This is a genomic window from Dulcicalothrix desertica PCC 7102 (genome assembly GCF_003991905.1).
GTDB classification, from domain to species: domain Bacteria; phylum Cyanobacteriota; class Cyanobacteriia; order Cyanobacteriales; family Nostocaceae; genus Dulcicalothrix; species Dulcicalothrix desertica.
Genome location: NZ_RSCL01000011.1, coordinates 212,477 through 237,699, shown reverse-complemented (window position 1 = coordinate 237,699; position 25,223 = coordinate 212,477). Strand labels below are relative to the sequence as shown.

22 protein-coding genes and 2 pseudogenes are annotated in these 25,223 nt (G+C 37.9%); 15 read left to right on the top strand and 9 right to left on the bottom strand.

Annotation, left to right across the window (positions count from 1 at the left end; translation table 11 throughout):
* Nucleotides 1–6: 6 nt before the first annotated feature.
* The 3 genes from DSM106972_RS23520 to DSM106972_RS53720 all read right to left on the bottom strand — a co-directional run bounded on the left by DSM106972_RS23520 (nucleotide 7) and on the right by DSM106972_RS53720 (nucleotide 1,200).
* Complete coding sequence (locus tag DSM106972_RS23520; protein WP_127082982.1) at nucleotides 7–585, bottom strand: Hsp20/alpha crystallin family protein; 579 nt, start codon at nucleotides 583–585, stop codon at nucleotides 7–9.
* A gap of 172 nt (nucleotides 586–757) precedes the next feature.
* On the bottom strand, nucleotides 758–964 hold the full coding sequence (locus DSM106972_RS53725) for a cation transporting ATPase C-terminal domain-containing protein (RefSeq protein WP_233787301.1): 207 nt from the start codon (nucleotides 962–964) through the stop codon (nucleotides 758–760).
* Nucleotides 965–1,002: 38 nt separating this feature from the next.
* The gene (locus DSM106972_RS53720) at nucleotides 1,003–1,200 is read right to left on the bottom strand and encodes a cation-transporting P-type ATPase (RefSeq protein WP_233787300.1); all 198 of its coding nucleotides are present in this window, start codon (nucleotides 1,198–1,200) and stop codon (nucleotides 1,003–1,005) included.
* Nucleotides 1,201–1,654: 454 nt separating this feature from the next.
* Between DSM106972_RS53720 and DSM106972_RS23510 the strand changes: the two genes are divergently transcribed.
* Entirely contained in the window at nucleotides 1,655–3,919 is a 2,265-nt protein-coding gene (locus DSM106972_RS23510) for a response regulator (protein ID WP_127082981.1), read from the top strand.
* Here the strand turns inward: DSM106972_RS23510 and DSM106972_RS23505 are convergent.
* Nucleotides 3,920–4,015, bottom strand: a pseudogene (locus tag DSM106972_RS23505) (ABC transporter ATP-binding protein); the annotation flags it as partial.
* A 195-nt stretch (nucleotides 4,016–4,210) separates the two neighbouring features.
* On the opposite strand from DSM106972_RS23505, the gene DSM106972_RS23500 reads away from it, so the two are divergent.
* The 13 genes and pseudogenes from DSM106972_RS23500 to DSM106972_RS23440 all read left to right on the top strand — a co-directional run bounded on the left by DSM106972_RS23500 (nucleotide 4,211) and on the right by DSM106972_RS23440 (nucleotide 16,870).
* Nucleotides 4,211–4,459: a peptidoglycan-binding domain-containing protein gene (locus DSM106972_RS23500; protein ID WP_127082980.1), complete on the top strand. Its 249-nt coding sequence runs from the start codon at nucleotides 4,211–4,213 to the stop codon at nucleotides 4,457–4,459.
* Between the two features lie 43 nt (nucleotides 4,460–4,502).
* Nucleotides 4,503–4,772, top strand: a complete 270-nt coding sequence (locus DSM106972_RS53715) for a hypothetical protein (RefSeq protein WP_127082979.1) — start codon at nucleotides 4,503–4,505, stop codon at nucleotides 4,770–4,772.
* A 22-nt stretch (nucleotides 4,773–4,794) separates the two neighbouring features.
* Nucleotides 4,795–5,025, top strand: a pseudogene (locus DSM106972_RS23490) (methionine adenosyltransferase domain-containing protein); the annotation flags it as partial.
* Between the two features lie 166 nt (nucleotides 5,026–5,191).
* Complete coding sequence (locus DSM106972_RS23485; RefSeq protein ID WP_127082978.1) at nucleotides 5,192–5,725, top strand: universal stress protein; 534 nt, start codon at nucleotides 5,192–5,194, stop codon at nucleotides 5,723–5,725.
* 256 nt (nucleotides 5,726–5,981) lie between these two features.
* Entirely contained in the window at nucleotides 5,982–8,021 is a 2,040-nt protein-coding gene (gene fusA, locus DSM106972_RS23480) for an elongation factor G (protein ID WP_127083058.1), read from the top strand.
* A 41-nt stretch (nucleotides 8,022–8,062) separates the two neighbouring features.
* Nucleotides 8,063–9,595: a phytoene desaturase family protein gene (locus tag DSM106972_RS23475; protein ID WP_127082977.1), complete on the top strand. Its 1,533-nt coding sequence runs from the start codon at nucleotides 8,063–8,065 to the stop codon at nucleotides 9,593–9,595.
* Nucleotides 9,596–9,612: 17 nt separating this feature from the next.
* Nucleotides 9,613–10,830 (top strand): FAD-dependent oxidoreductase, encoded by a 1,218-nt coding sequence (locus tag DSM106972_RS23470; protein WP_127082976.1) that lies wholly within the window; start codon nucleotides 9,613–9,615, stop codon nucleotides 10,828–10,830.
* 233 nt (nucleotides 10,831–11,063) lie between these two features.
* A complete protein-coding gene (locus DSM106972_RS23465) occupies nucleotides 11,064–11,690 on the top strand; it encodes a CBS domain-containing protein (RefSeq protein WP_127082975.1) in 627 nt (208 codons plus the stop codon).
* A gap of 106 nt (nucleotides 11,691–11,796) precedes the next feature.
* Complete coding sequence (locus DSM106972_RS23460) at nucleotides 11,797–12,552, top strand: GerMN domain-containing protein (RefSeq protein ID WP_127082974.1); 756 nt, start codon at nucleotides 11,797–11,799, stop codon at nucleotides 12,550–12,552.
* Between the two features lie 43 nt (nucleotides 12,553–12,595).
* Complete coding sequence (locus DSM106972_RS23455) at nucleotides 12,596–13,123, top strand: universal stress protein (RefSeq protein WP_019496970.1); 528 nt, start codon at nucleotides 12,596–12,598, stop codon at nucleotides 13,121–13,123.
* An 85-nt stretch (nucleotides 13,124–13,208) separates the two neighbouring features.
* Entirely contained in the window at nucleotides 13,209–15,662 is a 2,454-nt protein-coding gene (locus DSM106972_RS23450) for a M28 family peptidase (protein ID WP_158632868.1), read from the top strand.
* Between the two features lie 27 nt (nucleotides 15,663–15,689).
* Nucleotides 15,690–16,334, top strand: coding sequence for a methyltransferase family protein (locus DSM106972_RS23445; protein ID WP_127082972.1), 645 nt, complete (start codon nucleotides 15,690–15,692; stop codon nucleotides 16,332–16,334).
* Nucleotides 16,335–16,678: 344 nt separating this feature from the next.
* Nucleotides 16,679–16,870: a hypothetical protein gene (locus DSM106972_RS23440; RefSeq protein WP_127082971.1), complete on the top strand. Its 192-nt coding sequence runs from the start codon at nucleotides 16,679–16,681 to the stop codon at nucleotides 16,868–16,870.
* A gap of 282 nt (nucleotides 16,871–17,152) precedes the next feature.
* On the opposite strand, the gene DSM106972_RS23435 is transcribed toward DSM106972_RS23440, so the two are convergent.
* Together DSM106972_RS23435 and DSM106972_RS23430 are read right to left on the bottom strand one after the other, a co-directional pair.
* Nucleotides 17,153–19,918 (bottom strand): bifunctional acetate--CoA ligase family protein/GNAT family N-acetyltransferase, encoded by a 2,766-nt coding sequence (locus tag DSM106972_RS23435; protein WP_127082970.1) that lies wholly within the window; start codon nucleotides 19,916–19,918, stop codon nucleotides 17,153–17,155.
* Nucleotides 19,919–19,939: 21 nt separating this feature from the next.
* The gene (locus tag DSM106972_RS23430) at nucleotides 19,940–20,173 is read right to left on the bottom strand and encodes a hypothetical protein (RefSeq protein WP_233787299.1); all 234 of its coding nucleotides are present in this window, start codon (nucleotides 20,171–20,173) and stop codon (nucleotides 19,940–19,942) included.
* Between the two features lie 353 nt (nucleotides 20,174–20,526).
* Between DSM106972_RS23430 and DSM106972_RS23425 the strand changes: the two genes are divergently transcribed.
* Nucleotides 20,527–20,676, top strand: a complete 150-nt coding sequence (locus DSM106972_RS23425; protein ID WP_186538600.1) for a hypothetical protein — start codon at nucleotides 20,527–20,529, stop codon at nucleotides 20,674–20,676.
* A gap of 520 nt (nucleotides 20,677–21,196) precedes the next feature.
* Here DSM106972_RS23425 and DSM106972_RS23420 read toward each other — a convergent pair.
* The 3 genes from DSM106972_RS23420 to modB form a co-directional block, all read right to left on the bottom strand.
* The gene (locus DSM106972_RS23420; RefSeq protein ID WP_127082969.1) at nucleotides 21,197–22,432 is read right to left on the bottom strand and encodes a hypothetical protein; all 1,236 of its coding nucleotides are present in this window, start codon (nucleotides 22,430–22,432) and stop codon (nucleotides 21,197–21,199) included.
* Nucleotides 22,433–22,557: 125 nt separating this feature from the next.
* Nucleotides 22,558–23,193, bottom strand: coding sequence for a hypothetical protein (locus DSM106972_RS23415; protein ID WP_127082968.1), 636 nt, complete (start codon nucleotides 23,191–23,193; stop codon nucleotides 22,558–22,560).
* Between the two features lie 191 nt (nucleotides 23,194–23,384).
* Entirely contained in the window at nucleotides 23,385–25,214 is a 1,830-nt protein-coding gene (modB, locus tag DSM106972_RS23410) for a molybdate ABC transporter permease subunit (RefSeq protein WP_127082967.1), read from the bottom strand.
* Nucleotides 25,215–25,223 lie beyond the last annotated feature (9 nt).

Here is a 25,223-nt window from a genome sequence, read left to right as displayed (position 1 = left end):
TCTTGCTTATTGGGCAACGTAATCAACTGTGCTTTTGTCTAATTCTTCGCTGGCACGTCCTCGCATTGTATCTTGAACATGTTTTTCATGCAAACGTTCTTCAGTCATTGCCTCCCGTGCTTTTTCTTGGAATGTCAAATCAACTTTGACAACATTACGTTGAGATGTTTGAGCTTTTGGTAAAGTTAAAGTCACCACACCATCTTTTACTTCTGCTTTTACTTCCTCGTGTTTGACATTTGCTGGTAATGGGATAATGCGTTGAAATTTTCCGTAACTAAATTCAGAGCGATAAAATCCTTTACTATCGCTCGTTTTTTCCTCTTGATATTCACCTGCAACTGCAACTGCATTTTCACTGACTTGAATGTCTAAATCTTTAGCATCTATTCCCGGTACTTGTACTTTAAGGATAATCTCTTGATCTAATTCTTTAAGCTCAATAGCCGGGTTCCAATTTAGACCATCAAGTGTAGGGAAGACTTTATGCATTTGTTCTGGATGCATAATTTCATCAAACAAGCGATTTACGTTTTGACGTAAAGCATTCAACTCTTTCAATGGTTCCCAGTGTATTAAAGACATATTTATATTCCTCAAATACGCTTTTACTTTTTCATAGTAGAGCCTGATATTGGCTCTACTATCAAGTTAAGATAAAAATTTGAGGAAGTTGTGAGGATTGCGATGAAGTTAAATATTTTTAGGACTTACGCACAAAAACCTGGTTTCTAGGATTTTTGCGTAAGTCCTGATTTTAATGGAAAATAGGATTTTCAAAAGCAACCGCAATAAGGCGCCTTATAAACCGTTTGCTCCCCTCATCGGCGATTAAAACTAATGGCGGACATATTAGCAAAGTTAACAATTGTAAAGGTTGTAAAGGTGCAGTCATAAAGATTTGTTGCAAGGTGGGAGAGTAAATAATTGATAAAATTAATACCCATTCGACTGCAATTCCCAAGCGAAATATCGAAATTCTTTCGGAACGGCAGCCAAAAACTAAAAATTGCGTTGATCAAAATTACTGCCCAGATTGCCCAGCCAGGTTCTGGGGTGGGTTTGTGAAATAAAAGGCAACGTTCCTGCGACCCATAATAAAAGCGCCATGAAGTGAGTTAATTGGTTAACAAAGCGTAATAATAAAGGATGTCTTTGACTTGGTGGTAGTTCATTATACCCGTATCTTACATCTTGCACCAGGCCCAGAAACCGGGCTTCTTGACAAATACTTTGCTAGAAAACGTTGATTTTTCGTACAGAAGCCCGGTTTCTTTAAGCTTATTGAGAATGATGCATTCTGGTGAGGTATTGTTTAATAAGTAGATTAGCTTCAGCATCACTCAGCCCTTGGGGAGTGGTTGTCGGGTAGTTTTAGGTTCAGGTTAAATTTTAAATTTGATGGGCTTGTGAGAAATGTTGAAGAAGAGTTAAGATATGTGAAGAAAATTCAACTATGTGGCGGGCTACTTTGTATTATCAATATGGAAATACATAATAATTTTATGCAAAATACGTTCCCCTGAAACTAAAAGCTCAGAGTTATACAAATAAAGCTTGCATCCCGCTGGCTAACTGTATCTATAAACGATATAGTTTATTTTTACGATCATCAACTATAAAAGTGTAGTTACCATCGCTAAAAATTTAGATAATGAAAATTTTAGTTATCGAGGATGACCTGCTTGTTTGTGAAGTGCTAAAGCTCATCCTTAGCAATCAAAACTATGCAGTTGAGACAGCAGCAGATGGTGAGGCGGCTAAAGATTTAATTCAAACTTACGAATATGATTTAATACTACTTGATGTTATAATACCAAAGTTGGATGGTATTAGCCTTTGCCGTCAAATTCGTGACTTAGGTTTACAAACCCCAATCTTATTATTAACAGGACGCGATAGTAGTCACGAGAAAGCAGTCGGTTTAAATGCAGGTGCAGATGATTATCTTGTTAAACCTTTCGACCAAGAAGAGTTGATAGCAAGGGTACATGCTCTTTTACGTCGTGGTAAAGTGTCTTCACAGCCTGTATTAACAGCTGGAGAATTAAAACTTGACCCGACTACCTGTCAAGTTACTTATGGTGATGAAATCTTAAATTTAACCCCAAAAGAATATGCGCTTTTAGAACTGTTAATGCGAAATAGTAAGCGGATATTTAGTTGCGGAATGATTTTAGAGCATTTATGGTCTTATGAAGAAGCTCCAGGCGAAGAAGCTGTTCGTACTCATATTAAAGGGTTACGACAAAAATTAAAAGCAGCAGGGGCATCTAGCGATTTAGTTGAAACCGTTTATGGAATTGGTTATCGATTAAAAATATCACAACACCAAAAAACTGAAAAATCTACCTCTCAAGTTAAAACTACTTCTTTTAAACAAAAAAATATTTCAACAATTGCTCTATTATGGCATAAATATAGCTCTAATGTTGTTGAACAAGTCAATATTTTAGTAGAAGCTGCTGAGGCTTTGAAGGCTAACAATTTAAATTCAAATTTACGTTCATCCGCACAAAACGTGGCGCATACTTTTGCTGGCTTTCTAGGAAGTATTGGCTTGGACGAAGGTTCTCAAATTGCCCATAAGATTGAGAAACTCTTACAGTTTGAAAATGATTTAGATACATACGATACAGCAAAAATTAATGAATTAGTAAAAGCTTTAGTACAAGAAATTGGGCAGTTTTCACCACTCACACTACACTTAGGGCAAAAAGTACAAAACGAACTTCCATTAGTGTTAGTTCTTGATAATGAGTCAGTAGTTGCGGAACTGCGGAATCAAGCAATAAATAAAGGTTTACAAGTTATTGGTGCAACCGATATTAATACAGCCCGTGCTAAACTTTATAGTACACATCCAAGTATTGTTTTGCTTGACCCGACTGTTTGCGGAAGTTGGGAGGATGTTAGTAGCTTACTGACAGACCTTAAACAACTTAAACCACCTGTACCTGCTGTAATTTTTACAGAGAAGACCGATTTTGCTAGTCGTTTGCAAGCCGCTCGTAAGGGTGGAAATACTTTTTTGCAGAAACCGACTACGCCAACCAAAGTCTTAGAAGTTGTAGCACAAGTATTAGAGCAAGATGAAAATTTTGAGACTAATATTTTAGCCGTCGATGATGACCCCAAAATTCTAGAACTTTTACAAGTTTTACTGTCACCTTGGGGATTAAAAGTACATACTTTGGATAATCCCAAAAACTTTTGGGAAGTATTAGAAGCAACGAAGCCACATTTACTTATCTTGGATGTAGAAATGCCAGATATCAACGGTATTGAGCTTTGTCAAGTAGTTCGTAATGACCCTTATTGGGGTGATTTGCCAATTGTTTTTTTAACGGCTCATACTGTTTCTGATATTATAAATCAAGTATTTACCGTAGGCGCCGATGATTTTGTGAGCAAGCCAATTGTAGGTACTGAACTTATCGCTTGCATTCTTAACCGTTTGGAACGTAATAAATTATTGCGACGTGTAGCACAAAGCCAATCTTCTGTAGACCGCAATTCTTGTTTATACTGGCGTACTATATTTGATGCGGAACCAGAATGCGTAAAAGTACTTGCTCCCGATGGGACTTTACTAGAAATCAATCCAGCAGGATTTGCGATGATTGAAGCAGAAAAAGCTGATGATGTAATTGGTCGCAATATTTACTCTTTAATCACCCCAGAATATCGCGATGCATTTGAAAAACTAAATCAAAAAGTATTTGCAGGCGGTTCTGGAACTTTGGAATTTGAGATAATTACTTGTAAAGGAAACCATCGATGGCTGCAAACTCACGCTGTACCTATGCAGCAACCTGATAAAAGCATAGTAGCAGTCTTGATTACACGTGATATTACCAAACATAAACAAGCTTTATCAGAATTGAAGAAAATCGAGAAGTTGTTCCAATCAAGTTAATCAAAATGAGCGAATAGTTACTCGTCCGTCTTCCATACGCAAAATACGGTCGGCAATATCTAAAATACGGCTATCGTGAGTAACAAGCAATACAGCAAATTTCAGGTATATGAGGTACATAATAATGCCCAAAACCTTGTAGAGACGCGACATGTCGCGTCTCTACATGCACCGCACGTACACTAAATCCGCTGTATTTTACTTCCTTGTTGCTTGGCTAACCTCACAATCTCCTCAACATCTTTTTATAACCTATATAATATATGCCCTTACCGTTAGAGGAAACAAATTATGCCAGTTGAAACACAAGACGCAGCTGAATTACCAGTTATACGTATCGGCAGCGAAGGTGGGGCTGTAACACTTCTACAGGAACTGTTGGAATCTCAAAGCTATCGCACAGGTGGAGTTGACGGAAAGTTTGGTTCAAAAACAGAGCAAGCAGTAAAAAGATACCAAACTACTTTTGGCTTGGTGGCAGATGGAATAGTCGGCGCCAAAACTTGGGCTAAGTTAGGTGACAGACTTATAAATCCCTAGTTTAGGTTTTATAACATGAAACCGCTTGATATAAAACTGACTCGTGACTTATAGCGTCAACGAGGCCAAATCATTACCATCGCGCTACTTGTCGCGTGATACAATAACAAGATTTTACGCACAAACCTTTACTTGTGGAAAGCCGAGAAGTTTCTTATGCCAAATATTATATTACTACATTCAGGGAGAAAAAGGCATTGGCTATTTCACAGAAAGCCAGTCAGAAAAGATTATTCATTCGCTTAAAAAACGCGAACGCCCATCGACTTTAGTAATTAGAGGCGCCTGTACTGGATTCTACCGATATTATTAAGTATTAACCCTGAAGCAAAGATATTCAAGTAGAAACATTTGGTACAGGTAAACTAGATGACGAGGAAATTGTGCAAATATTAGAGAAGCATTTTGATTTCCGTTTAGCTGGTATTATCAAGCAGTTTAATTTGAGATTCTTACCTTTGTTGAGAAAAGATGGTTTTTATGAAAAATTAGCCGCTTATGGTCATGTGGGTAGGATGGATATCCGCTTGCCGTGGGAAATGACAGATAAAGTTGGTCTTTTTTAACAAATATTTGCAAATTGGCATTCTTCACAACTTCCTCAAATTATTTGTCTATAACATAATTGTGAAGTATTGAAGATTTAGCTAATGCTAGTTTCAGAGAACAGCAGGAACTTACCTCAATACCTTTCCGCTTGGGCGTGCATATTAACACTCAGAGGTTTTAAGTATGTTTAATAAAATTTTGGTTGCAGTCGATACTCATGATACTTGCCAGCCAGTTGTGGATAAAGCTTTATTGCTAGCACAGTTGACTGCTTCAAATTTGATGTTGGTCAACGTAATATCACCCTTTGATGAACAGTATCCCCCGATATATGCTTATCCTAATACTGCTGTTCCAGCTTTATACGGAGAAGTTGTGAAGGAATACATTCAGCAATCAGAAAACATTAAACAAGATAAAATTAAGTTTTTAAGGCAACTTTGTCAGCAAGCAATAGACTTAGGTATAGATGCAGAATTTAAAATTTTGTTTGGTGACCCAAGCCGAGTTATTTGTGAAATAGCTCAGACTTGGAATGCTGATTTAATTATTATAGGTCGTCGCGGCAGAACTGGATTAAGCGAGTTCTTTTTGGGTAGTGTTAGTAATTATGTTTTGCACCATGCTCCTTGCTCTGTTCTAACAGTACAACAATCAGTTCAAGCCAATAGTCAAGAATTGCAACAAGTAAAAGCTGCTAATTCTCTGCAAGTGTAACACCAGAAATTACCAAAAGTTTCTAAAGTGTTAGAGTCGGCGAATTTTAAGATTAAATCATTGCGTGCGATTCCATTTTCTCTGAAAATGCCTTTATTGGTATTGTTCAAACGCAGCCTTGAAATTGAGGCAATCGTGAGGAAATTAACAAATATGGCGCCTCTACAATTTACTCACAACATCCTCACATTTATTTTTTAATATCGACTTAGAAATCAAAATACAGAAGTTATTCCCATACAAAGGAAGAACCATGATGATTCCTCGCTGCAACATCCGCAATATCGGTATTTCTGCTCATATCGACGCAGGTAAAACTACCCTTTCAGAACGGATTTTATACTATACCGGAAAAATCCACAAGATTGAAGAGGTGGATAGTGGTGGTGCAACGATGGATTATATGGAATTAGAGCGAGAAAAGGGTATTACTATTACCTCTGCTGCTGTTACCTGTTTTTGGGGTGATAAGCAGATTAATTTAATTGATACACCTGGTCATGTGGATTTCACAATTGAAGTCGAGCGCTCTTTACGGGTTTTAGATGGAGCAATTATGGTGTTGTGTGGGGTTGCAGGTGTACAGTCACAATCTATTACCATCGATAGACAAATGAAGCGCTACCAAGTACCCCGTATCGCTTTTATCAATAAACTTGATCGCCTTGGCGCCAATCCTTTCCGGGTTGTGGATGCATTACGGGGAAAATTGGGCTTAAATCCGGTTGTACTACAATATCCAATTGGCTTGGAAGATGAGTTTGTGGGAGTTATCGATTTAATTGAGATGACTGCCAATTATTTTCAAGGGGATAACGGAGAGATTTGGCAGAAACGACCAATTCCTTTTGAATTGCAACAACCAGCACAAATTGCACGAGACAAACTTTTGGATACTATTTCTATCCATTCGGAAGCAATGATGGCAAAATTGCTTGCAGGTGAAGAGATTCCCCAACAAATGATTTGGGATGCAATTCGTCAGGGAACCTTGACACTAGAATTTACACCAGTGTTAATGGGTTCTGCTGTTAAGAACAAGGGTGTGCAAAATTTACTTGATGCCATCGCACTATATTTACCTTCCCCGATTGAGCGGGGTGGAGTTACGGTGACAGATTTGGCAGCAAATAAACAAGTACAAGTTTATCCCGTTCAGGATGCTGCGGTTGTCGCAATGGCATTTAAACTTATTGATGATGAATTTGGGCAGTTAACTTATACCCGACTTTATTCGGGAGTTTTGAAACCGGGTGACAAATTATATAATAGTCGTACTCAAAAGCAAGTTCGTGTTAATCGCTTGGTGAGAATAGAAGTTGATAAACGTCAAGAGTTAGAAATTGCCGAACCTGGAGAAATAGTTGGTCTAATTGGTGTAAATTGTGCTTCGGGAGATACGTTGTGTTCCCTTGGAACGAAGATGTCTCTGGAAGGAATATTTATTCCGGAACCAGTAATGACAATTGCTATAACTCCCAAGAGCCAGGAAGATATCGAAAAAATTAGCAAAGCTTTGCAGCGCTTTACGAGCGAAGACCCGACTTTGCATGTTACCACAGACCCCGAATCTCATAAAACCCTGATGTCGGGGATGGGAGAACTGCATCTAGAAATATATTTAGAAAGAATGAAAAGGGAATATCACACAGAGGTTTATGTGGGCGCCCCTGCGGTTGCATATCGAGAAACGATTACCCAAGCAGCAAACTTTGATTTTACTTTCAAAAGGCAAACAGGTGGCGCCGGACAATTTGCCCATGTGGTGGGTAGATTGGAACCATGTGAGGAAGCTTTTATTTTTGAAAACCGAGTTATTGGAGATGAAATTCCCCAACAATTTATTTATGCTTGCGAACAAGGGTTTGAAGATGCTTTGAAAACAGGATGGTTGAAAGGTTATCCGATTATGGGGGTGAAGGTGATTTTGTCAGGAGGTTCTTACCATTCAATTGATTCTCATGAAATGGCTTTTAGATTCGCAGCAAGACAAGGTTTTGAAGAAGCATTTGCGAAAGCTAAACCAATACTTTTAGAACCAATGATGCTATTGGAAGTGCAGACACCGAGCCAATTTTTAGGTAGAATTCAAGGTAAATTGCTAGCTCGTCGTGCATTATTGCTCGGTTCGGACACTTTAGATAACGATGTGGTTATACATGCAGAAGTTCCTTTAGCAGAAATGTTTGGATATTCTACTGAGGTACGCTCGCTTTCCCAAGGGATGGCTACTTTTTCGATGGAATTTTTTGAGTATCGGCAATTAGCTGAGAATTTAATGGGTCAAATTTTATGAATATGGAAAATTATCAACAGATACAAAATTAATGAGGTTTTATGAAAATAGATTATTTAATCGCGGGTAGTGGTTTATCAGCATTAGTATTTGCTGCACTAATGGCAAAATCTGGTAAAAAGGTTTTAGTTTTGGAAGCGCATGAGCATCCAGGTGGATTTGGACACACATTTGAATTGGCAAATAAGTATAGGTTTAATGCACAACTGCATTATGTTTGGGATTGTGGTGAAGGACAGACTGTAAATAGAATTTTAAAAAGGTTGAACATGGATAAAGAAGTAACTTTTGAACAGTATAATCCAAACGGATTTGACCAGATGATGATGCCAGGTTACTTGCTCGATATACCCTCAGATAATAATGAGTTAATCAAAAGACTTGCTGTTCTTTTCCCTAACGATGCAGATAACAACAAAAGATTTATTTTGGAAATACAAAAAGTCAGAGAAGGGTTACGTAGCTTAACTTTTCCAATCAATTTTATGAAGCTAATTAAAAACTTTGATGAAGCATTATGCGCTTTAAAGTATTTAAATAGTACACTCCAAGATGCTTTCAATAAATTTAAATTACCTCAAGAAGCACAAACATTACTAGCACTGCAATGGGTTGATTTTTTATTACCACCAGACCAACTCTCGTTTTATGCCTGGGTAATTTTATTTACTGGATACCAACAAGGCGCCTTTTACCCCACAAAACATTTTGAACATGTAATTAACTCATTAGTAAAAGTAATTGAAGACAATGAAGGTAAAGTTCTTCTTAATTATGAAGTTACAAATTTTTTAGTTGATAAGCAAACAGTGACAGGAGTTAATGCAATTAATCGAATAACCCATCAAAACCATGAATTTATTGCCGAAACGACTATTTGTAATATTGACCCCAAAAAGGCTGCTCGCATGATTGGGATAAATAAATTTTCTTTGGCAGTGCAAAAAAAACTAGATTATGAATATTCTCCTTCTAATTTCATGGCTTATTGCGTTGTTAAAGATATCGATTTACGAAATTATGATTTTGGCAATTGGAATAGATTCTATTGTGGACATCGCGACTTGAACGAAGCCTTTTATCAAATGTATGAAAAGCATGACTATTCTAATCCTAGTTTTGCTATTACCACACCGACACTGTTAACCGAACACGAACGCGACTGCCCAGAAGATTGCCAAATTGTCGAATTTTTAACTGTTGCTAACTATAATTATTTTAAAAACCTGAAAGATAATGATAAAAAAGCATATCGCCAAAAAAAACAAGAAATTTTAGACCATATACTTGATGTGGTTGAAAAGAACTACATTCCAAATTTCCGGAAATATATAGTTTTTCACATTACAGGTACTCCGACTACAAACGAGCGATTCTGTTGGTGTCCCCAAGGTAATTCTTATGGTTCTAATTTAACACCTCAAAATATGGGCATTGGTAGATTAACTTATAAGACATCATTAAACCGCTTCTATTTCTGTAATGCTTCATCTGGATACCCAGGATTTGCTCCTACTTTTTGGACTGGGGCGATGTTGTACCAACGATTATCGAATGATTGGTTTTTACCATAATAAATAGGATATTAGTCATGAAAATTGCAATTATTGGTGGTGGCGCCAGTGGTATGGTGACAGCATACTTACTCAATAAAAATGGACATCATGTAACAGTGTTCGAGAGACAACCTGTTTTGGGTGGACATATTCGGACAATCAATAAAAATGTTAAATCTCATCAATTTCCAAATAACTTATTTTTAGAAGGTGGTGTAATCGAATTCCCTTTAAAGTTTTATAACTTCTTCAATTTAATGAAAGAACTAGAGGTAGAGCTAGAATCCGTTGATATTGGCTCGTCATTGTTTCTCAAAGATGGAAGACACTTTCTTTCTGGTTCTGCAATCCGTAAAAATTATACTGGGTTCCAGAGACTAATCGAATTTCTAAGACTCGATACCATTTATGCTCGCTCTACTGGTTTCTGGCTAAAAACACATCTTGCCCAAATTCCAGATTTATACGACAAGCCAATGTCTTATTATTTGAAATCTTCATGCATTCGGAATACTTGGGTAAAATTGCTAGCAATGTATAGTTATTCGATGCCGTTTGAACTCATAGACAATTTTCCCGCAGAATTAGCAATTCCTGTTCTTAGAGATTACATGTATACAGGATGGGTCAGAATTAAAGGAGGGGTATATTCATACATTGAAAAAATATTAGATAAATTTAATGGTGATATCTTACTAAATGTCGAAGTTGCGAATATCTCCAGAAAATCGGATATTGTTAAAATCGAACTAGTTGATGGAGAAGCATATACCTTTGATAAGATTGTGTTTGCCACACCACCTGACCAAGTAATGAAATTATTATCCGACCCAACAGATGACGAAATCAAAAGATTTTCCCAATGGAAGAAAAATGAAGCGCAAACTATATTACATACAGATACATCTATGTACCATCGATACGAGATTAATAAATTTTCGGAATTTGATTTTTTTGAAACTGAAAGTGGGTGGGGATATAATGCCTACCTTAACCAGCTTTGTGGGGTAACATCAGACCAAAAATACAGCTTGGCATTTAACTTAGATAGTATTATTGTACCAAATAAAACCATCCATATTTTCGACCATCATACACCACTATATACCGTAGATTCTTTCAAATATAGAGATGAAGTAGTCATGACTAATGGTGAAAATAATACTTACCATGTGGGAGCATACTTAGCAGATGGATTACATGAAGGCGCCGTTACATCTGCAATTCGGGTTGCAAATGCCATCGGTTATTAGTTATGAACCCATATACAGAGGTGAGTTTTATACTTTGAGATTAGATGATAAATGTGAGGATGTTGTGAGTGCTTCTAGAGCTACCGTTATCTATTAACGAGCCAGGGCAAACAAAATATATATACCTCATCTCTAAACAGTCCTCACAAAATCCTCAACTTATTCCTCTATAAGTAAAAATATAAGGGAATTAAAACCCGTGGGTAAATACCAATAAATTGAGGAGCATTTATATGTTAAAAGCAGCCGATATCATGACAAATGATGTTGCCACAATACGCAGTTCGGCAACAGTGAGTGAAGCTGTAAAATTGATGAGAGCGCGCGATTGGAGAGCGTTAATCGTAGAACGCCGTCATCCTCAAGACGCATATGGAATTATCACTAATTCAGATATTATTAGTAAGGTAATTGCCTATGGTAAAAACCCTTCTAAAGTACGAGTATATGAAATTATGACAAAGCCATGTATTACTGTCAATCCTGATTTAGGAGTAGAATATGTAGCCCGTTTATTTGCAGATAATCATTTGTTGCAAGCACCTGTTATTCAAGGAGAATTAATCGGTATAATTTCGGCTTCTGATATTATTTGCAAAAGCGAGTTCATAGAGCTGCCCCGGACACTTGTACTTGAACAAGAACTACAAGAAGCAATAAAAAAATCTCGTGAAATTTGTGCAAACACTTCTCCACGCTCAGAGGAATGTGCTGCGGCTTGGGATGTGGTTGATGAGCTTCAAGCTGAAATTGCCCATCAAGAAGCAAAACAACTTCATAAAACAGCATTTGAAGAATTTTGTGAGGAGTTTCCAGAAGCTTATAGAGAAAGACAGTTTGATGATTGGTGTAGTGGTTGATAGTGTTTAAAATACGTAAAAATACAGTTATGTATCTCGAAAAAGCAAAATAATTATTAGTTAGCAAGATAGATGTGCTAACAATGATTATCTTTTAGGAGGGGCTATGAAATCTAAATATAATTTTTCAATTGAGCAAGACATTTTTAAAATTTATGTTGTTATTCTTTTAACAGCATTAGCAGGAGCAATATTGTGGGCTAGAAACTATACACTACAAGATATTAATAGTCAACAACCTATTGCTTCGCAAGTTAAAAAAATGCCAAGTACTAAAAATCAAAGCATTCAACCTCCCGCACTAACTAATCCTACACAAGCACCTAAAGTTAACCATCCTGCAATTAATCAACCAACTAATCAAGTTCAAGTTACTGTACCTTTTATAAAGGTAACTCAAAAACCCAAGGTAGCTATTAATCGACTGGAACCAGAAGCTTACTGGCTAAAATTTGAAGGAGAACAAATTAAGTTAGTATCACAAAAAGTGGTTCTGAAAGAAGGAGTTTCTAGAGAGATTGCAATAAAACAAGCATTTAATAGTCTTCTTACTAATTATCAAACTACAGAACTAACTACGACTATTCCCCAAAATACTAAGCTATTGAGTTTAAAAATTGACAAAAATAAGATTCATGTCAATCTCTCAACAGAATTTACAGATGGTGGTGGTAGTGACTCAATGATATATAGAGTAGCTCAGGTCATTTACACAGCTTCAAGTATTGACCCTAAAGCAAAAGTGTATATTTATGTAGAAGGACAATTGCTTGATGAGAATCATCCACTTGGTGGTGAAGGACTAGTTTTAACTGAGCCTTTAACTCGACAACAGTTAGCTGAAGATTTTTCGATTAATTAATTTTTAACAATTGCCCTAGGCTGATAACTAAGGAATTTGAAATATGTTTCACAAAATTTTAGTTGCAATTGATAACTCTGATATTTGCCAGCCCGTTTTTGAAAAAGCTGTATCGCTTGCAAAATTAGCAGATGCTCATCTAATGTTGTTCAATGTCATATCACCCTTCGACGAACAATATCCTTACCCTGCTTATATTAACGGTAATTTCATTGCCCTAAATTTGCATGAAGAAGCGATGAAAGAATATATGGGAGAATGGGAAAAACTTAAACAAGACGGAATTAATTTTTTAAGTCAACGTTGTCAACAAGCAAGAGATATGGGTGTCAATGCAGAATTTACACAGCACCTTGGCGACCCCAGTCGAATGATTTGCGAATTAGCTCGTAATTGGAACGCTGATTTAATTATTCTTGGTCGTCGTGGTCATACTGGTTTGAGTGAGTTACTCTTGGGTAGCGTTAGTAATTATGTATTGCATCATGCTCCTTGTTCTGTTCTAACAGTACAACAACCAATAAAACTTAATACAGAAGAACTCCAACAAGTACAAACAGCCTCTGTCTAATATTGCAATAAGTAAGTAATGAGGACTTCACAATGTTCAGTTGATGAGGTTGTATCTAGTTAAAAAATTCAAAGGAGATAGTGTTGTGAGCAGGAGTGTATTATTTCCTTTTTTAGACAATCGCCCATATATCGCGCGCTCTTACCGTGCAAATATATTACACTGCTTGGTATTAATTTTAGCGTGTTTTGCTGCCGTTTGGTTAGGATTAGTACCATTAATTACACCACCATCTGTAGTCTCAGCCAATGACCTAATAACTGAATTTTCTGCTGTGCGGGCAATGGAGCATTTACGGGTCATAGCTAAAGAACCCCACCCGATGGGTACTCCACAACACCAAGCCGTTGAACAATACTTAGTTAATCAACTGAAGGCGATGGGACTAAAACCCCAAGTGCAAAGCACAACTAGCTGGACTTCGGGACAAGAATGGGTAGGTGAAGGAATGCCAGCTAATTATGTGTGGGCTGGTAATGTTCGTAACATTCTTGTCAGGATACCTGGAACGGCAAACACCCGTGCCATTTTACTAACAGGTTGGTACGATGCTATGCCCACTACACCTGGTGCAGGTGACGGCGCCTCTGGGGTGGCAGTAATTTTGGAAACAGTGCGGGCAATTTTGGCAGGACAACCCTTGAAAAACGATATCATTATTTACCTTGGTGACGCTGATGTAAATGGGTTGCTTGGACCCAAAGCTTTTATCAAAGAACATCCTTGGGCAAAAGATTATGCAGTCGCAATGAGTTTTATTAGTCACGGCACTCATGGCGCCTCAGTGTTGTATTACACGACACCAGAAAATGGTTGGTTAGTAGAGCAAACCCTAAAAGTTGCACCCCATCCACTGCTATATTCTTTTGTTACGGATTTGAGTAAGCTGACAGGAGCAGGTGACTTATCAGAATTCCTTAAGGGCAATACTGCCGGATTAAGCTTTGCTTATTTTATCGATATTTTTGTCAATCACAGTGCCTTAGATAACCCGCAAAGAGTTGAAGAACGTAGCGTCCAACATAACGGTTCCTATGCATTGGCTCTAACGCGACATCTTGGCAATTTACCATTAACAAACCCAATTCGGGCGCCGCAATTAATCACCTTTAACATCTTGCCTAATTTAGTAATTGTTTATCCTGAGACTTTGGTTATGCCACTGGCAGGACTGGCGATAATACTATTTATTACTGTGGTTGTGATGGGTTTGCGTCGTCGGCAACTTACTGTTGGTGGAATTTTTGTTAGCGCTGTTTTATTTTTAGCCAACTTATTCACTATAGTTATACTAACAAGTTTGCTGTGGTCGGCAATCAAGCAATTTAACCCTAAATTTCACATTTGGTTGATAGGAATTTATGATGGCGAACTTTATCTAATTGCCTTCATTGCCTTTACTGTAGCGGTGATGGCTACTCTCTATAACCTTGTACGGGTAAGATTACATAAAAGGCATAGCGCTTTTAATTTAGTTGTGGGGGCACTATTGTGGTGGTTGCTGCTAACTTGCTTAACTAGCTTCGCGATGCCAGCTACGAGTTATTTGTTTACCTTGCCGTTGCTGTTGAGTTTATTAATTTTGGCTTGGGTGTTTTTTGCACCAACTATTGGAATGCATCCTTGGCTGCAAATTATCGCGTTGGTGTTGAATGCAGCAGTAACCTTAGTTTTACTCACACCTGTGATATACCTGCTTTTCATCATGACTACAGGTAGGATGGAGGCAGTATTAAATATACCTTTGATTGGCATTCCCATCCTGTTTGTCGGGCTAATTATAGGTATACTTCTGCCACATTTACTTTTTCTACTTACCAACTTTCGCACTCTTGGGTTGCATCGTTGGTCACTACCTGCTATGGCCGCACTTTCATGTGTATTACTCCTCGGATTTGGGATGGTAAATTCTGGCTTTAGTGCAGAACAGCCACGAACTAACCATATAGCTTACATACTTGATGCCGACAAAGGAAAAGCGACTTGGGTAAGTGCTGGTGAAAAATTAGACACTTGGACACAGCAATTTTTCTCAAAAGGCGCCAAGCAAATTCAGTTTGAAGCTATGCCCAGCTACTTCCCAGGAAGAACTTGGGTTGCATTCGAGGCAACTGCACCCAAAATTAAATTACCTGTACCTCAAGTTACTGTGCTGAAAGATACTACTAATAATGGAGTACGAGAATTGCAAGCGAGCGTCAGTTCACAACGCCAAGCATCCAATGCAATAGTCGATGTATCGGCGCCAGGAGATATTATAGCAGTGACAGTTAATGGCAAATCTGTTGCTTGGAATCAGGTTCCAAATAACTTACGCCGAAATTTGAGATTCATTTACTTTGCAATTCCCAATGACGGTGTTGAGCTAACACTATCGATAAAGTCTAAGAAAGCAATAAATATTAAGGTAACAGATTATTCCTACGGGCTACCGCAAATACCAGGAATGTCAATTAAACCGCGTTCTGCTGATATGATACCCGCACCATTTGACTTTGCAGACCCAACTATTGTTACTAAGTCTTTTAAATTAACATAAATAAAACGGGAGCTAAAGGAGGAATTTATGGTAGAAAATGTTTGGACTCATTATGGCAGATGGTGGGCTGTAATTGTTTGGATAATTATGTATGGTTTATTCTTGGCTTTTATCCCTTTTTATAAAAAGAGTCAGAGTAAACCAGCAAGTGTTTATCTTGCCTTTATTGTAGCCTTTGCCTTAGAAATGTTTGGAATACCAATGAGCTTGTACTTCGTGACTTGGTTATTTGGTTTCACACTTCCCGAAGGATTTTTGTGGGGACATACCCTTGTTAAATATATTGGATTTTGGGGAATGTATGTTGGACTTTTATTGAGTGCAATCGGCGCCTTAATGGTAATTCTCGGTTGGAAGGAAATTTATAGACGCTATTGGAGTAAAAAAGAGGGAAGAGGAAGACTAGTAACAAAAGGTATTTATGCATACATTCGCCACCCACAATATACAGGTTTTCTTCTAATTACCTTGGGAATGCTGGTAGAATGGGTAACAATTCCCTTGTTAATTATGTATCCTATCCTGATAGTTTTATATTATCGACTTGCCAAAAAAGAAGAGAGGGATATGGAGCGAGAATTTGGCAGGGAGTACATCGAATATAAGCGTAGAACTTCTATGTTCCTACCATTGCCAAAAATTAAACAATTTAGGCGAACGAATACACATTAAAAGCAGAAAGCTCTTGCTGCTCTAAAAAAGCTGGTTGTTTCAAAAGCTATTGGTTCGTGTCAATAGTTTTGGTGTGTTGGCGCCTGCCGTGACGGTATAGTAGGGTGTGTGACGCTACGGAAAAATTCCACTTCTTATGAAAAGACTTGTAGCGTCACGCACCGACTAGTCGATGATGCGTCAAAGTAGATGATTTTTTATTTTATTGAAGATTGTAATAGCGCCCGCACCCTAACTACCTGCTTCCCTCACAAGTTCCTCAAATTATTTTTGTATAACATAAATATGGCTACTTAATTAAGTTTAAGTAATTGCAGCACATCCAAAGAAGCGCGGTATCTGTTATGAAAAGAGAAGCAATGGATGCTTTAGAAGCATTAGTTGATAAGTTTACATTGGGTGCCATTTTAGAGTTGCTAGAGCGGATATGCCATAAAAAGGCAGAAAATCTCAGAAATAATTGGGAAGATGAGGCTTTGGCAAAATTATGGGAGAAAGCTGCAAGACAAATTGAACAAATAAATGTTGATATTTAGCTATCAGCAACACCACTTGCCGTGACTTACTCTATGTTTTTTTCTTATTTATTTTTGTACAAAATAATTAGGTGGTGATAAAATTATGGCAAAAATTCTACTTGCGCTTGGTGCATTGCTGACAAGTGTATTGTTAGCGTTAGTCATAGTCGAGGCAAGGAACAACCAAGAAGTTAGAGGGACTTTCAATTAAATGAATACTCAAACTTTTCTTGTGGGGGTGAGCGTCCTCGCTCGCCTCAATTCTGGAACGGGCAAGGATGCCCATTCCACAAGATATTTCTACAAATTAATTTCGACTTTGACGACAGAATTATCATCACTGTTATATTTTAGAAAGCCAAGTTTTTCACAAATCCGTTGCATTCCTCTATTCTCAAGCAGAATAGAGGCGCCAATTCCAGTTAAATTTTCATCACGTCCAATTTGCAGCAGTCGCTTGAGTAATTCTGTTCCTAATCCTTGGTATTGAAAGCGGTCGCTAACTAACATGGCAAACTCTGCTGTATTGCTGCCGTGTATTTTACTCAGGCGCCCGACTGCTAAAATTTCGTGTTGTTGAGTTTTTGGATTTTTATAGTCAGCTACAAGTACCATTTCTCGGTCATAATCAATAAAACAAATCCGTGTGAGACGTTCGTGGGCTATACGCTGAGTCAGTTTAATCAAATGAAAGTACCGAAAATAAACACTTTCTTCGGATAAAGTTTTATGAAATTGAATCATTAACGGCTCATCTTCAGGACGAATAGGACGAATTGTCACGGACATACCGTTTTTCATTGTCCAGGGTGAGACATATTGTGTGGGGTAGGGACGAATTGCGAGTTTTGGTAATTGGGTTTCGCTTGTATTTAAATCGTGGAGGACAATACGAGCATCAAGGGCTACTAAAGAGTTTTGAATTGTTTCTTTTTTGGTTAAATTGATTTCTGATTTTGCTAAAAGAGGGTTAATATCAATTTCTTTAATCCAAGGTTGCTCGACCACAAGTTGACTAAACTGGACTAAAATCTGTTCTAAAGCTTCTATGTTGATGGGTTTTCTACCGCGAACGCCTTTAAGGGCTTTATATATATGGGTTTGCTCCATTAAGAGCCGTGCCAGGGTAGTGTTGAGTGGGGGAAGTCCTAACGCAGTATCTTGAAATATTTCAACTAACTGTCCACCAGAACCAAATAGTAATACTGGCCCAAATTGTAAGTCTATACTGCTACCAAGAATTAGTTCGTAACTATTTTTTAGGTCTACCATTGGTTGGACGGTAACGCCTAAAAAGTTTTGAGTATTGATTTCTTGAATTTGGTAATACGCATTTTTTACAGCTTCTGCATTTTGCAAATTCAAATGTACTCCACCCACATCTTTTTTATGGGTAATATTTTCAGAAAATATCTTGATAACAACAGGATAACCTATTTTTTCGGCTAATTCAACTGTTTGCTGTGGAGTTGTTGCAATATATGTTTCAACTGTGGGAATATCATAAGCAGCAAGAACTTGTTTTGATTCCACCTCTGTAAGTAAAGTTCTCCCAGCTTGCCTTGCTTTTTGAATAATCGTTTCTGCTACGACACGGCTGCATACGGATGTATCTGTATTTTCACAGCCAATTAGTATGGGGGTTTCGTACAAAGAACGCAGGTTATAGCTATAACGCCACATATAGTTAAATACCCGTGCTGCTGTATCGGGAAATAGAAATGTAGGAATCGAAGCTTGATTGAGAATTTCTGCTCCCGCTTGTACATCAGCATCACCCATCCAACTCGCAAGTATAGGTTTACCAATTTTGGCATAAGGTTTTAATAGACGCGCGGTTTGGGTTGGGTTGGTCATTGCTTGGGGTGTAAGAATTACTAGCAACCCGTCACTATTTGGGTCTTTGGCTGCAATTTCAACTGCTTGAATATAGCGATTGGGGTCGGCATCCCCTAATAAATCTATAGGATTACTGTGGTTGCCATGAGTAGGCAATATTTGATTAAGCGCATCATAAGTTTGCTTTGATAATTCCGCCAACTCCCCACCATTTGTTATTAGTGCATCAGTTGCCAAAACTCCTGGACCTCCAGCATTGGTAATAATTGTCAATTTTGAACCCTTGGGACGAGGTTGTTTTGCTAACACTTCTGCCATGTCGAATAAGTCGGAGATGCTATTAACGCGCAATACTCCACATCGCCGCAATGCAGCATCGAATACTGCGTCACTTCCCACTAATGCCCCTGTATGGGAGGTTGCGGCTTTTGCTGCAGCTTCTGTACGTCCAGCTTTGATTAAAATTATCGGCTTGGTCAAGGCAACTTCCCGCGCGGCAGAAAGAAATGAGCGGGCATCACCAATCGATTCCATGTAAATCAAAATACTTTCTGTATTTGGGTCTTCACTTAAGTAATAAATTAAATCCCCCCAACCAACATCAAGCATAGAGCCAATTGAAATAAACGAGCTAAACCCAACATTCTCACGAAAACTCCAGTCCAATATTGCCGTACACAAGGCGCCACTTTGGCTAATAAATCCAACTTTACCAGGTAACGCCATACTACTGGCAAAGGTAGCATTTAAACCAGTATGGGTGTTAATTATACCTAAACAATTTGGTCCAATCAACCGCATTTTGCTTCGACGCACTTGTTCTAACACCTGCTGTTCTAAAAAGGCGCCTTGTATACCCGTTTCCTTAAAACCTGCCGAAAGAATAATTGCCCCTTTAACACCTACATCAACACACTCAGCAATTACAGATGGGACAGTTACAGATGGTGTCGCAATAATTGCTAAATCTACAGCTTCTGGAACGGTGGCAATATTTGGGTAAGTTTGAATACCGAGAATACTGTGATGTTTAGGATTGACTGGAAACACTGTACCGCCAAAGGAGTTGCTAATTAGATTCCAAAGGACAGTACGTCCAACACTATTTTCTCTTTCGCTTGCACCAATAACAGCGATAGTTTTGGGAGCAAAGATAACATCGAGGGGATGATGTTCTTCTCGAAAAATATCATAAGCGCGGTCACTTGCCATTTGTATCGACTTCATAGCTTCTCACTAAGTAAAAAATTAAAAATTAAAAGCTGCTGCATCTGTATAACAGCCGCGATAAGCAAGAACATACAATTCTTTCAAATCGCTAATCAATGGATAGCGGGGATTGGCGCCTGTACATTGGTCATCAAAAGCTTGGTCTGCCATTTTTTCAACAAGATTAAAAAACTCTTTTTCCTCCAGACCCAAAGCTTCTTTTATCGTTTGGGGAATATCAACTTGATGCTTGAGATTTTCCACTACTTCCACTAACCGTTCTACTTTTCATCTGGCGTATCGCCACCTAAATGTAGAAAGTCGGCGATTTGCCCATACCATACTCATGTGGGATTTTTGGTTTAACATAGCTTTGTAAATAGTAAGAAGCGCGCGTTGCACACATTTGCTCTTACTTTGAGTTATAGGCAAATATTTTGAGGAACTTGTGAGGAAAGTTAAAGCATGGGTAGAATTATAGCCATCAAAATTTAGCAATAGTATAGAATAATACCTTTAAATTAAGTAAGTGGGCACTGCCCACCATACCAAATCTACTGCTCTGGGGATGTGTTCCCTAAGAATCTGGTATAGATAAGATACTGCCAGGTCTAGACAATTTTTACATGATTGGGCAATGGGTTGAAGTTGGTGGTAGTGTGCCGATTGTTGCTATGTCTGGACGTAATATAATTCAGCAAATTTGCTATGAGGATAAAAAGGTATTTATAACTACAACTCCTGCTTATGAAATCGTGAAGTCCAAAGTTGTATAGTAGTTGTTAAGTTTTATCAATTATTTTACTTGCTCACAAGTTTTTCACATTCTGATTTTAGCTTTAAGATAGGAAACAAAAGCTGAATATAATATGTTTCGATCTTAGTAGATACCTCACATCACTATTCTAAGGCTACACATGGAGGTGGAATATGATGTTTGATACTTCAATACCTGAAATTATTACGTACATTATTCTCAAAATCAGCTTGTTTATTGTGCTGCTGTTACTTTTGGGCATTTTTACTGCTATCCCTGTTATTTAAAATTTAATCAACTAGAAAAGCTATCTGCTAGTTGTTGAAAAATTTCCTCACAACTTTCTTGATTATTCGATAGGAGGTATAAGCAATGAGTACTGTTATTCAACCTCGTCCAGAGTTGGATTTTGGCAAATTATGGGGTAGTTTTTGCCAATGGATAACAATGCCAGTAAGTTAAAAATGAAAAAAGGTTGGAAGATTAAATAAAATTATTACTTCCTACCTTCTCCCAAAACCCTATTCTCAAAATACTAATTACACAGTAGCAAAAACTTGATTTTGAATTTGGTATTTAAGCTCAGTATCCTGATAAATTTCAGCCCGAAGTGGACTATAAATCATTTCGTACCAAAAATGTCCGACTCGTGTATCAAATTCGTTTGGTTGATTTCGCATAAACAAATGCAGGCATTTGGCAAACTTACCAGGTAACAACTGGCATGAGAAATTGCTAGGGTTTCCCTCATAAGGGTGTACCAAAGACTCGATATGTAAATTAGTAGTTAAACCATAAGCAGGGTAAGGCGGTTCAGTAGAACCTAATGCAAACCAATCAGGTACAGGAAATACTTGCTGTATATCTTGTGTATGTCCCATATTCATGTGAGCAAAATAGTGCAACCCAAAGTTGAGATAAACAACTTCTGGACTATCTATAATCCGATCTTCTTCTGCCTTTGGTTTTCCTTTGACAAATAACTCTTCAATTAGATAGTCGGCGCCTGCGTATAAACTAATTACTCGGTATAGTTTACATATTAAATGCCGATTATGGCCTGTAACTGGGTCTGCACCCATATAATTGAAAGGCTCCGAAGCAATAGTAATACTAGCTCGTACACAACCGCTCGATTGCGATACTAAACTATACGAATGGTTGTACAAATGAACTTGATAGTAAGGTAATTTTGGATCAGAAACACCTGGTAATTGAAGTGCAGCCACCTGCATACACCGTTTCTCTGGGTCTTGACCTAACCATTCACCCCTTGCCGCAGGGAAAGGGTCTAAAATTTCTTGGTGGTCTAGCTGAATACTCGTTGCTGAACCAGAAAACCAATTCCGCTCATTATCTTCAGGCGCAGGTATTAAATTAAACCAGACAATCAGACGACTGTTTGACAGTCTAACTCCACGTTCGCGTCCGTCTGCTCCATAAACCACTTCCACAAATGGCTCACCCGAATTTTGAGGCATTGGCTTTCCTCGGTCTAGTTTAATAAAGCCCGAAACAAACATATCATCTTCTGAACCTGGCGGAATCGGCTTTGATAGAGAGAAAATTAAAGTATCACGCTCCAAGCTCTCTGGGTCAACGTGGTCAACTTGGGCTTTTATTGGTGCGTGTGAAAGGTCACGTAAGTCACTTAATACTAGTTCTTCTGGTGGAATTTGAAATTGTTGATAAATGGGTTGCCAAGGAAGGGTAATAAAACCGCTTCGCCAATAATTCGATGGGTTAAAAACGGCTAATAAATTAATAGATGCCATTGATATAGCCCTCAGTGTTAGTTTTATAATTTACCTACTAGTCAAACGCCTGCTGCGGTTTTCTAGAGATTTTTTGAGATTAAAAAAATAATTTGAGGAATTTGTGAGGAATTTAAAATTTTTAGTTAAATCTGTGCTTTTTGTAGTTTTAACAACCAAACTAAAGCAATACCTGTTATTCCACCAATCACGGCGCCCATTGTTGCTCCAGTCGCAGCGGTGATAAGAGTAGTTAGAACACTTAAACTATCCCTTACCATCCCGGCGCCAACAAATGCTATTACTAAACCCAAAGCCCAAGCAAGAGCATTTACACCTACCCACCAAATTGAAAAACGAATTTGAGTCCTTAGTACAAGCCATTGGCAGAATCCTAGCACTACTCCTAAACCAGCACCAACCAAAACTAATCCTTGGATAAATACTGTTATATTCGAGGTGCCAGCATAAGCAAGTGCCATCAAAGTACTAATAGTTAGCCCAGTAAACCAAGCCAACAAAGAGCCAATTAATGTAGCTACAATCCATTGAGCAGAATGTTGAATATAACGACGAAGAACAAGCCATTGGGCAGACCCTAAAATTATTCCCTCTAAGGCGCCAAGTAAAGTAAAAGTACCCTGAATGTAACCAACACGACTGATTACAATACCTACTACAGTTACTATCGCTAAATTCATTAAAGAAGCAATCGATGTTGCTAGCACCCAACGTTCCCACAAAATTAAGCTATTCCAATGGCTTATACGGCGCCGTTTCATAGTTGCTACCTCACAATTTCTCCCGCTTGGCGTTACGCTATATCTCGGTTATAAGTGATTAATTTGAGGAAATTGTGAGGAGATTTTATACTTAGTGATATAGTTTTCTTGTACTATATCTAGATATATGTGAACCACTTTCATTACTTACTTAGTTGGTAGATAATAACTTGAATGTAAGTTACTACGTTTTACTCCATTAAAATCAATCGCAGGGAATCTAAACATACATACCAAGGCAAGGGTCGGTCTTTAAGTGTCACCCATTTTTCTTTAAATATCTCTGCTTGCAAATGATAATCGCTTTTGCTTTCAGGAGGATTGTGTAATTTTAAAAATAATGTCATTCGGTGCGGTGTTTCGATGCTATTTGCTAACCAACATGAAAATGTATTTTCTTGATTAGAATCGTTGGTGAAAGTAATTTGATGCGCGCGAATGGCAATATTAGAAGAATTATAAGGGATTGGTTCGATTACTCGCAATGTACAACCCCAATCAATAGCTTCTACTTGTTCTAACTGTTTAACAACTGCTGTGGAAAAGTTTTTACAACCTGTAATTTTAGCAACGGTAACAGTTTGTGGTCGTTCAAAAATCTCATGTTTATAACCATATTGTATAGCTTTGCCTTGCTCTAATACCAATAAATTTGAACAAACTCTATAAGCTTCTTCCATATTATGAGTTACGAATAAAGATACACCACCGTAATCAGCAAGTTTTGCAATCATTTCTTGTTCGAGTTGGCTTCGTAAATAAGTGTCCAACGCTGAAAATGGTTCATCTAATAGCAGCGCTTCGGGTTGCGAAGCTAATGCTCTTGCTAATGCGACTCTTTGTTGTTGTCCTCCAGAAAGTTGATGGGGATACCTATTACCTAGTCCTGGTAATTGTAGAGCTATTAAGTGAGCTTCTACTTGTTGTTTAATTGCTTTACTAGAAATTTTTTTTTGTAAACCAAAGGCAATATTTTCTGCTACTGTCATATGAGGAAACAGAGCGTAATTTTGAACTACAAAACCTATCTTGCGCTCGCGTGAAGGTATATTAATTTTACGTTCAGAGTCAAATAGAACTTTTCCATTCAAAGTTATTTTACCTTCTGTTGGTGTTTCTACTCCTGCCAAACAACGTAAAATCATACTTTTCCCGGCGCCTGAACCCCCCAATAACCCTAAAGGTTGGTTGTCTGCATTGAATGATACTTGTAATTCAAAATCTGGAAGTTGTTTATAAATATCAACGATAAGGCAAGAATTCGTAGAGACGCGATTCATCGCGTCTCTACAATTTATCGCGTCTGTATAATTTATTTGGTCTTGAGTAAATTTTTCTTGTTTTTTAGGTCTTACTTTTTTCTTACGTACTTCTTGCCAAACATTTGCTCCAATAATTCCTGATAATGATGTACACATTATTACTAGCGACCAAAACAAAGCCTCGTTATTTGCTCCCCCTTCTACGGCAAAGTAAATCGCTAATGGCATTGTTTGAGTTTGACCTGGAATATTACCTGCTAGCATTAATGTGGCGCCAAACTCTCCTAAGGCACGAGCAAAAGCTAATGTTGTCCCTGCCAAAACTCCTGGTAACGATAGAGGTAATATAATGCGCCAAAATATTGTTGATTGTTTGGCGCCAAGAGTTTTCGCTACCAATAAAAGATTTTCGTCGATTTGTTCAAAAGCCCCTAACGCTGTACGATACATTAATGGAAAAGAAACTACAGTTGCAGCAATTGCGGCGCCGTACCAGTTAAAAACAACACTAAACCCAGCGAATTTATCTAGAAATTGCCCTGCTATTCCATATTTACCAAAAAACATCAACAGCAAAAAGCCAACTACTGTAGGAGGTAAAATCAACGGAGAAACAAATATTCCCTCAATGAACGATTTGCCTTTACCGCGATATCTCAGCATCCAATAGGCAGCAGCAATACCAGCAAAGAAGGTAATAAATGTTGCTAGTAAAGAAGTTTTTACTGATAACCAAAGGGGAGTTAAATCTTGAGGCATAGTTATTTT

Excerpts from the sequence above, each read along its gene's own strand:
- DSM106972_RS23520 (WP_127082982.1), bottom strand. The coding sequence starts at position 585 with ATGTCTTTAATACACTGGGAACCATTGAAAGAGTTGAATGCTTTACGT.
- DSM106972_RS23510 (WP_127082981.1), top strand. The coding sequence starts at position 1,655 with ATGAAAATTTTAGTTATCGAGGATGACCTGCTTGTTTGTGAAGTGCTA.
- DSM106972_RS23500 (WP_127082980.1), top strand. The coding sequence starts at position 4,211 with ATGCCAGTTGAAACACAAGACGCAGCTGAATTACCAGTTATACGTATC.
- DSM106972_RS23485 (WP_127082978.1), top strand. The coding sequence starts at position 5,192 with ATGTTTAATAAAATTTTGGTTGCAGTCGATACTCATGATACTTGCCAG.
- fusA (WP_127083058.1), top strand. The coding sequence starts at position 5,982 with ATGATTCCTCGCTGCAACATCCGCAATATCGGTATTTCTGCTCATATC.
- DSM106972_RS23475 (WP_127082977.1), top strand. The coding sequence starts at position 8,063 with ATGAAAATAGATTATTTAATCGCGGGTAGTGGTTTATCAGCATTAGTA.
- DSM106972_RS23470 (WP_127082976.1), top strand. The coding sequence starts at position 9,613 with ATGAAAATTGCAATTATTGGTGGTGGCGCCAGTGGTATGGTGACAGCA.
- DSM106972_RS23465 (WP_127082975.1), top strand. The coding sequence starts at position 11,064 with ATGTTAAAAGCAGCCGATATCATGACAAATGATGTTGCCACAATACGC.
- DSM106972_RS23460 (WP_127082974.1), top strand. The coding sequence starts at position 11,797 with ATGAAATCTAAATATAATTTTTCAATTGAGCAAGACATTTTTAAAATT.
- DSM106972_RS23455 (WP_019496970.1), top strand. The coding sequence starts at position 12,596 with ATGTTTCACAAAATTTTAGTTGCAATTGATAACTCTGATATTTGCCAG.
- DSM106972_RS23445 (WP_127082972.1), top strand. The coding sequence starts at position 15,690 with ATGGTAGAAAATGTTTGGACTCATTATGGCAGATGGTGGGCTGTAATT.
- DSM106972_RS23440 (WP_127082971.1), top strand. The coding sequence starts at position 16,679 with ATGAAAAGAGAAGCAATGGATGCTTTAGAAGCATTAGTTGATAAGTTT.
- DSM106972_RS23435 (WP_127082970.1), bottom strand. The coding sequence starts at position 19,918 with ATGAAGTCGATACAAATGGCAAGTGACCGCGCTTATGATATTTTTCGA.
- DSM106972_RS23425 (WP_186538600.1), top strand. The coding sequence starts at position 20,527 with ATGATTGGGCAATGGGTTGAAGTTGGTGGTAGTGTGCCGATTGTTGCT.
- DSM106972_RS23420 (WP_127082969.1), bottom strand. The coding sequence starts at position 22,432 with ATGGCATCTATTAATTTATTAGCCGTTTTTAACCCATCGAATTATTGG.
- DSM106972_RS23415 (WP_127082968.1), bottom strand. The coding sequence starts at position 23,193 with ATGAAACGGCGCCGTATAAGCCATTGGAATAGCTTAATTTTGTGGGAA.
- modB (WP_127082967.1), bottom strand. The coding sequence starts at position 25,214 with ATGCCTCAAGATTTAACTCCCCTTTGGTTATCAGTAAAAACTTCTTTA.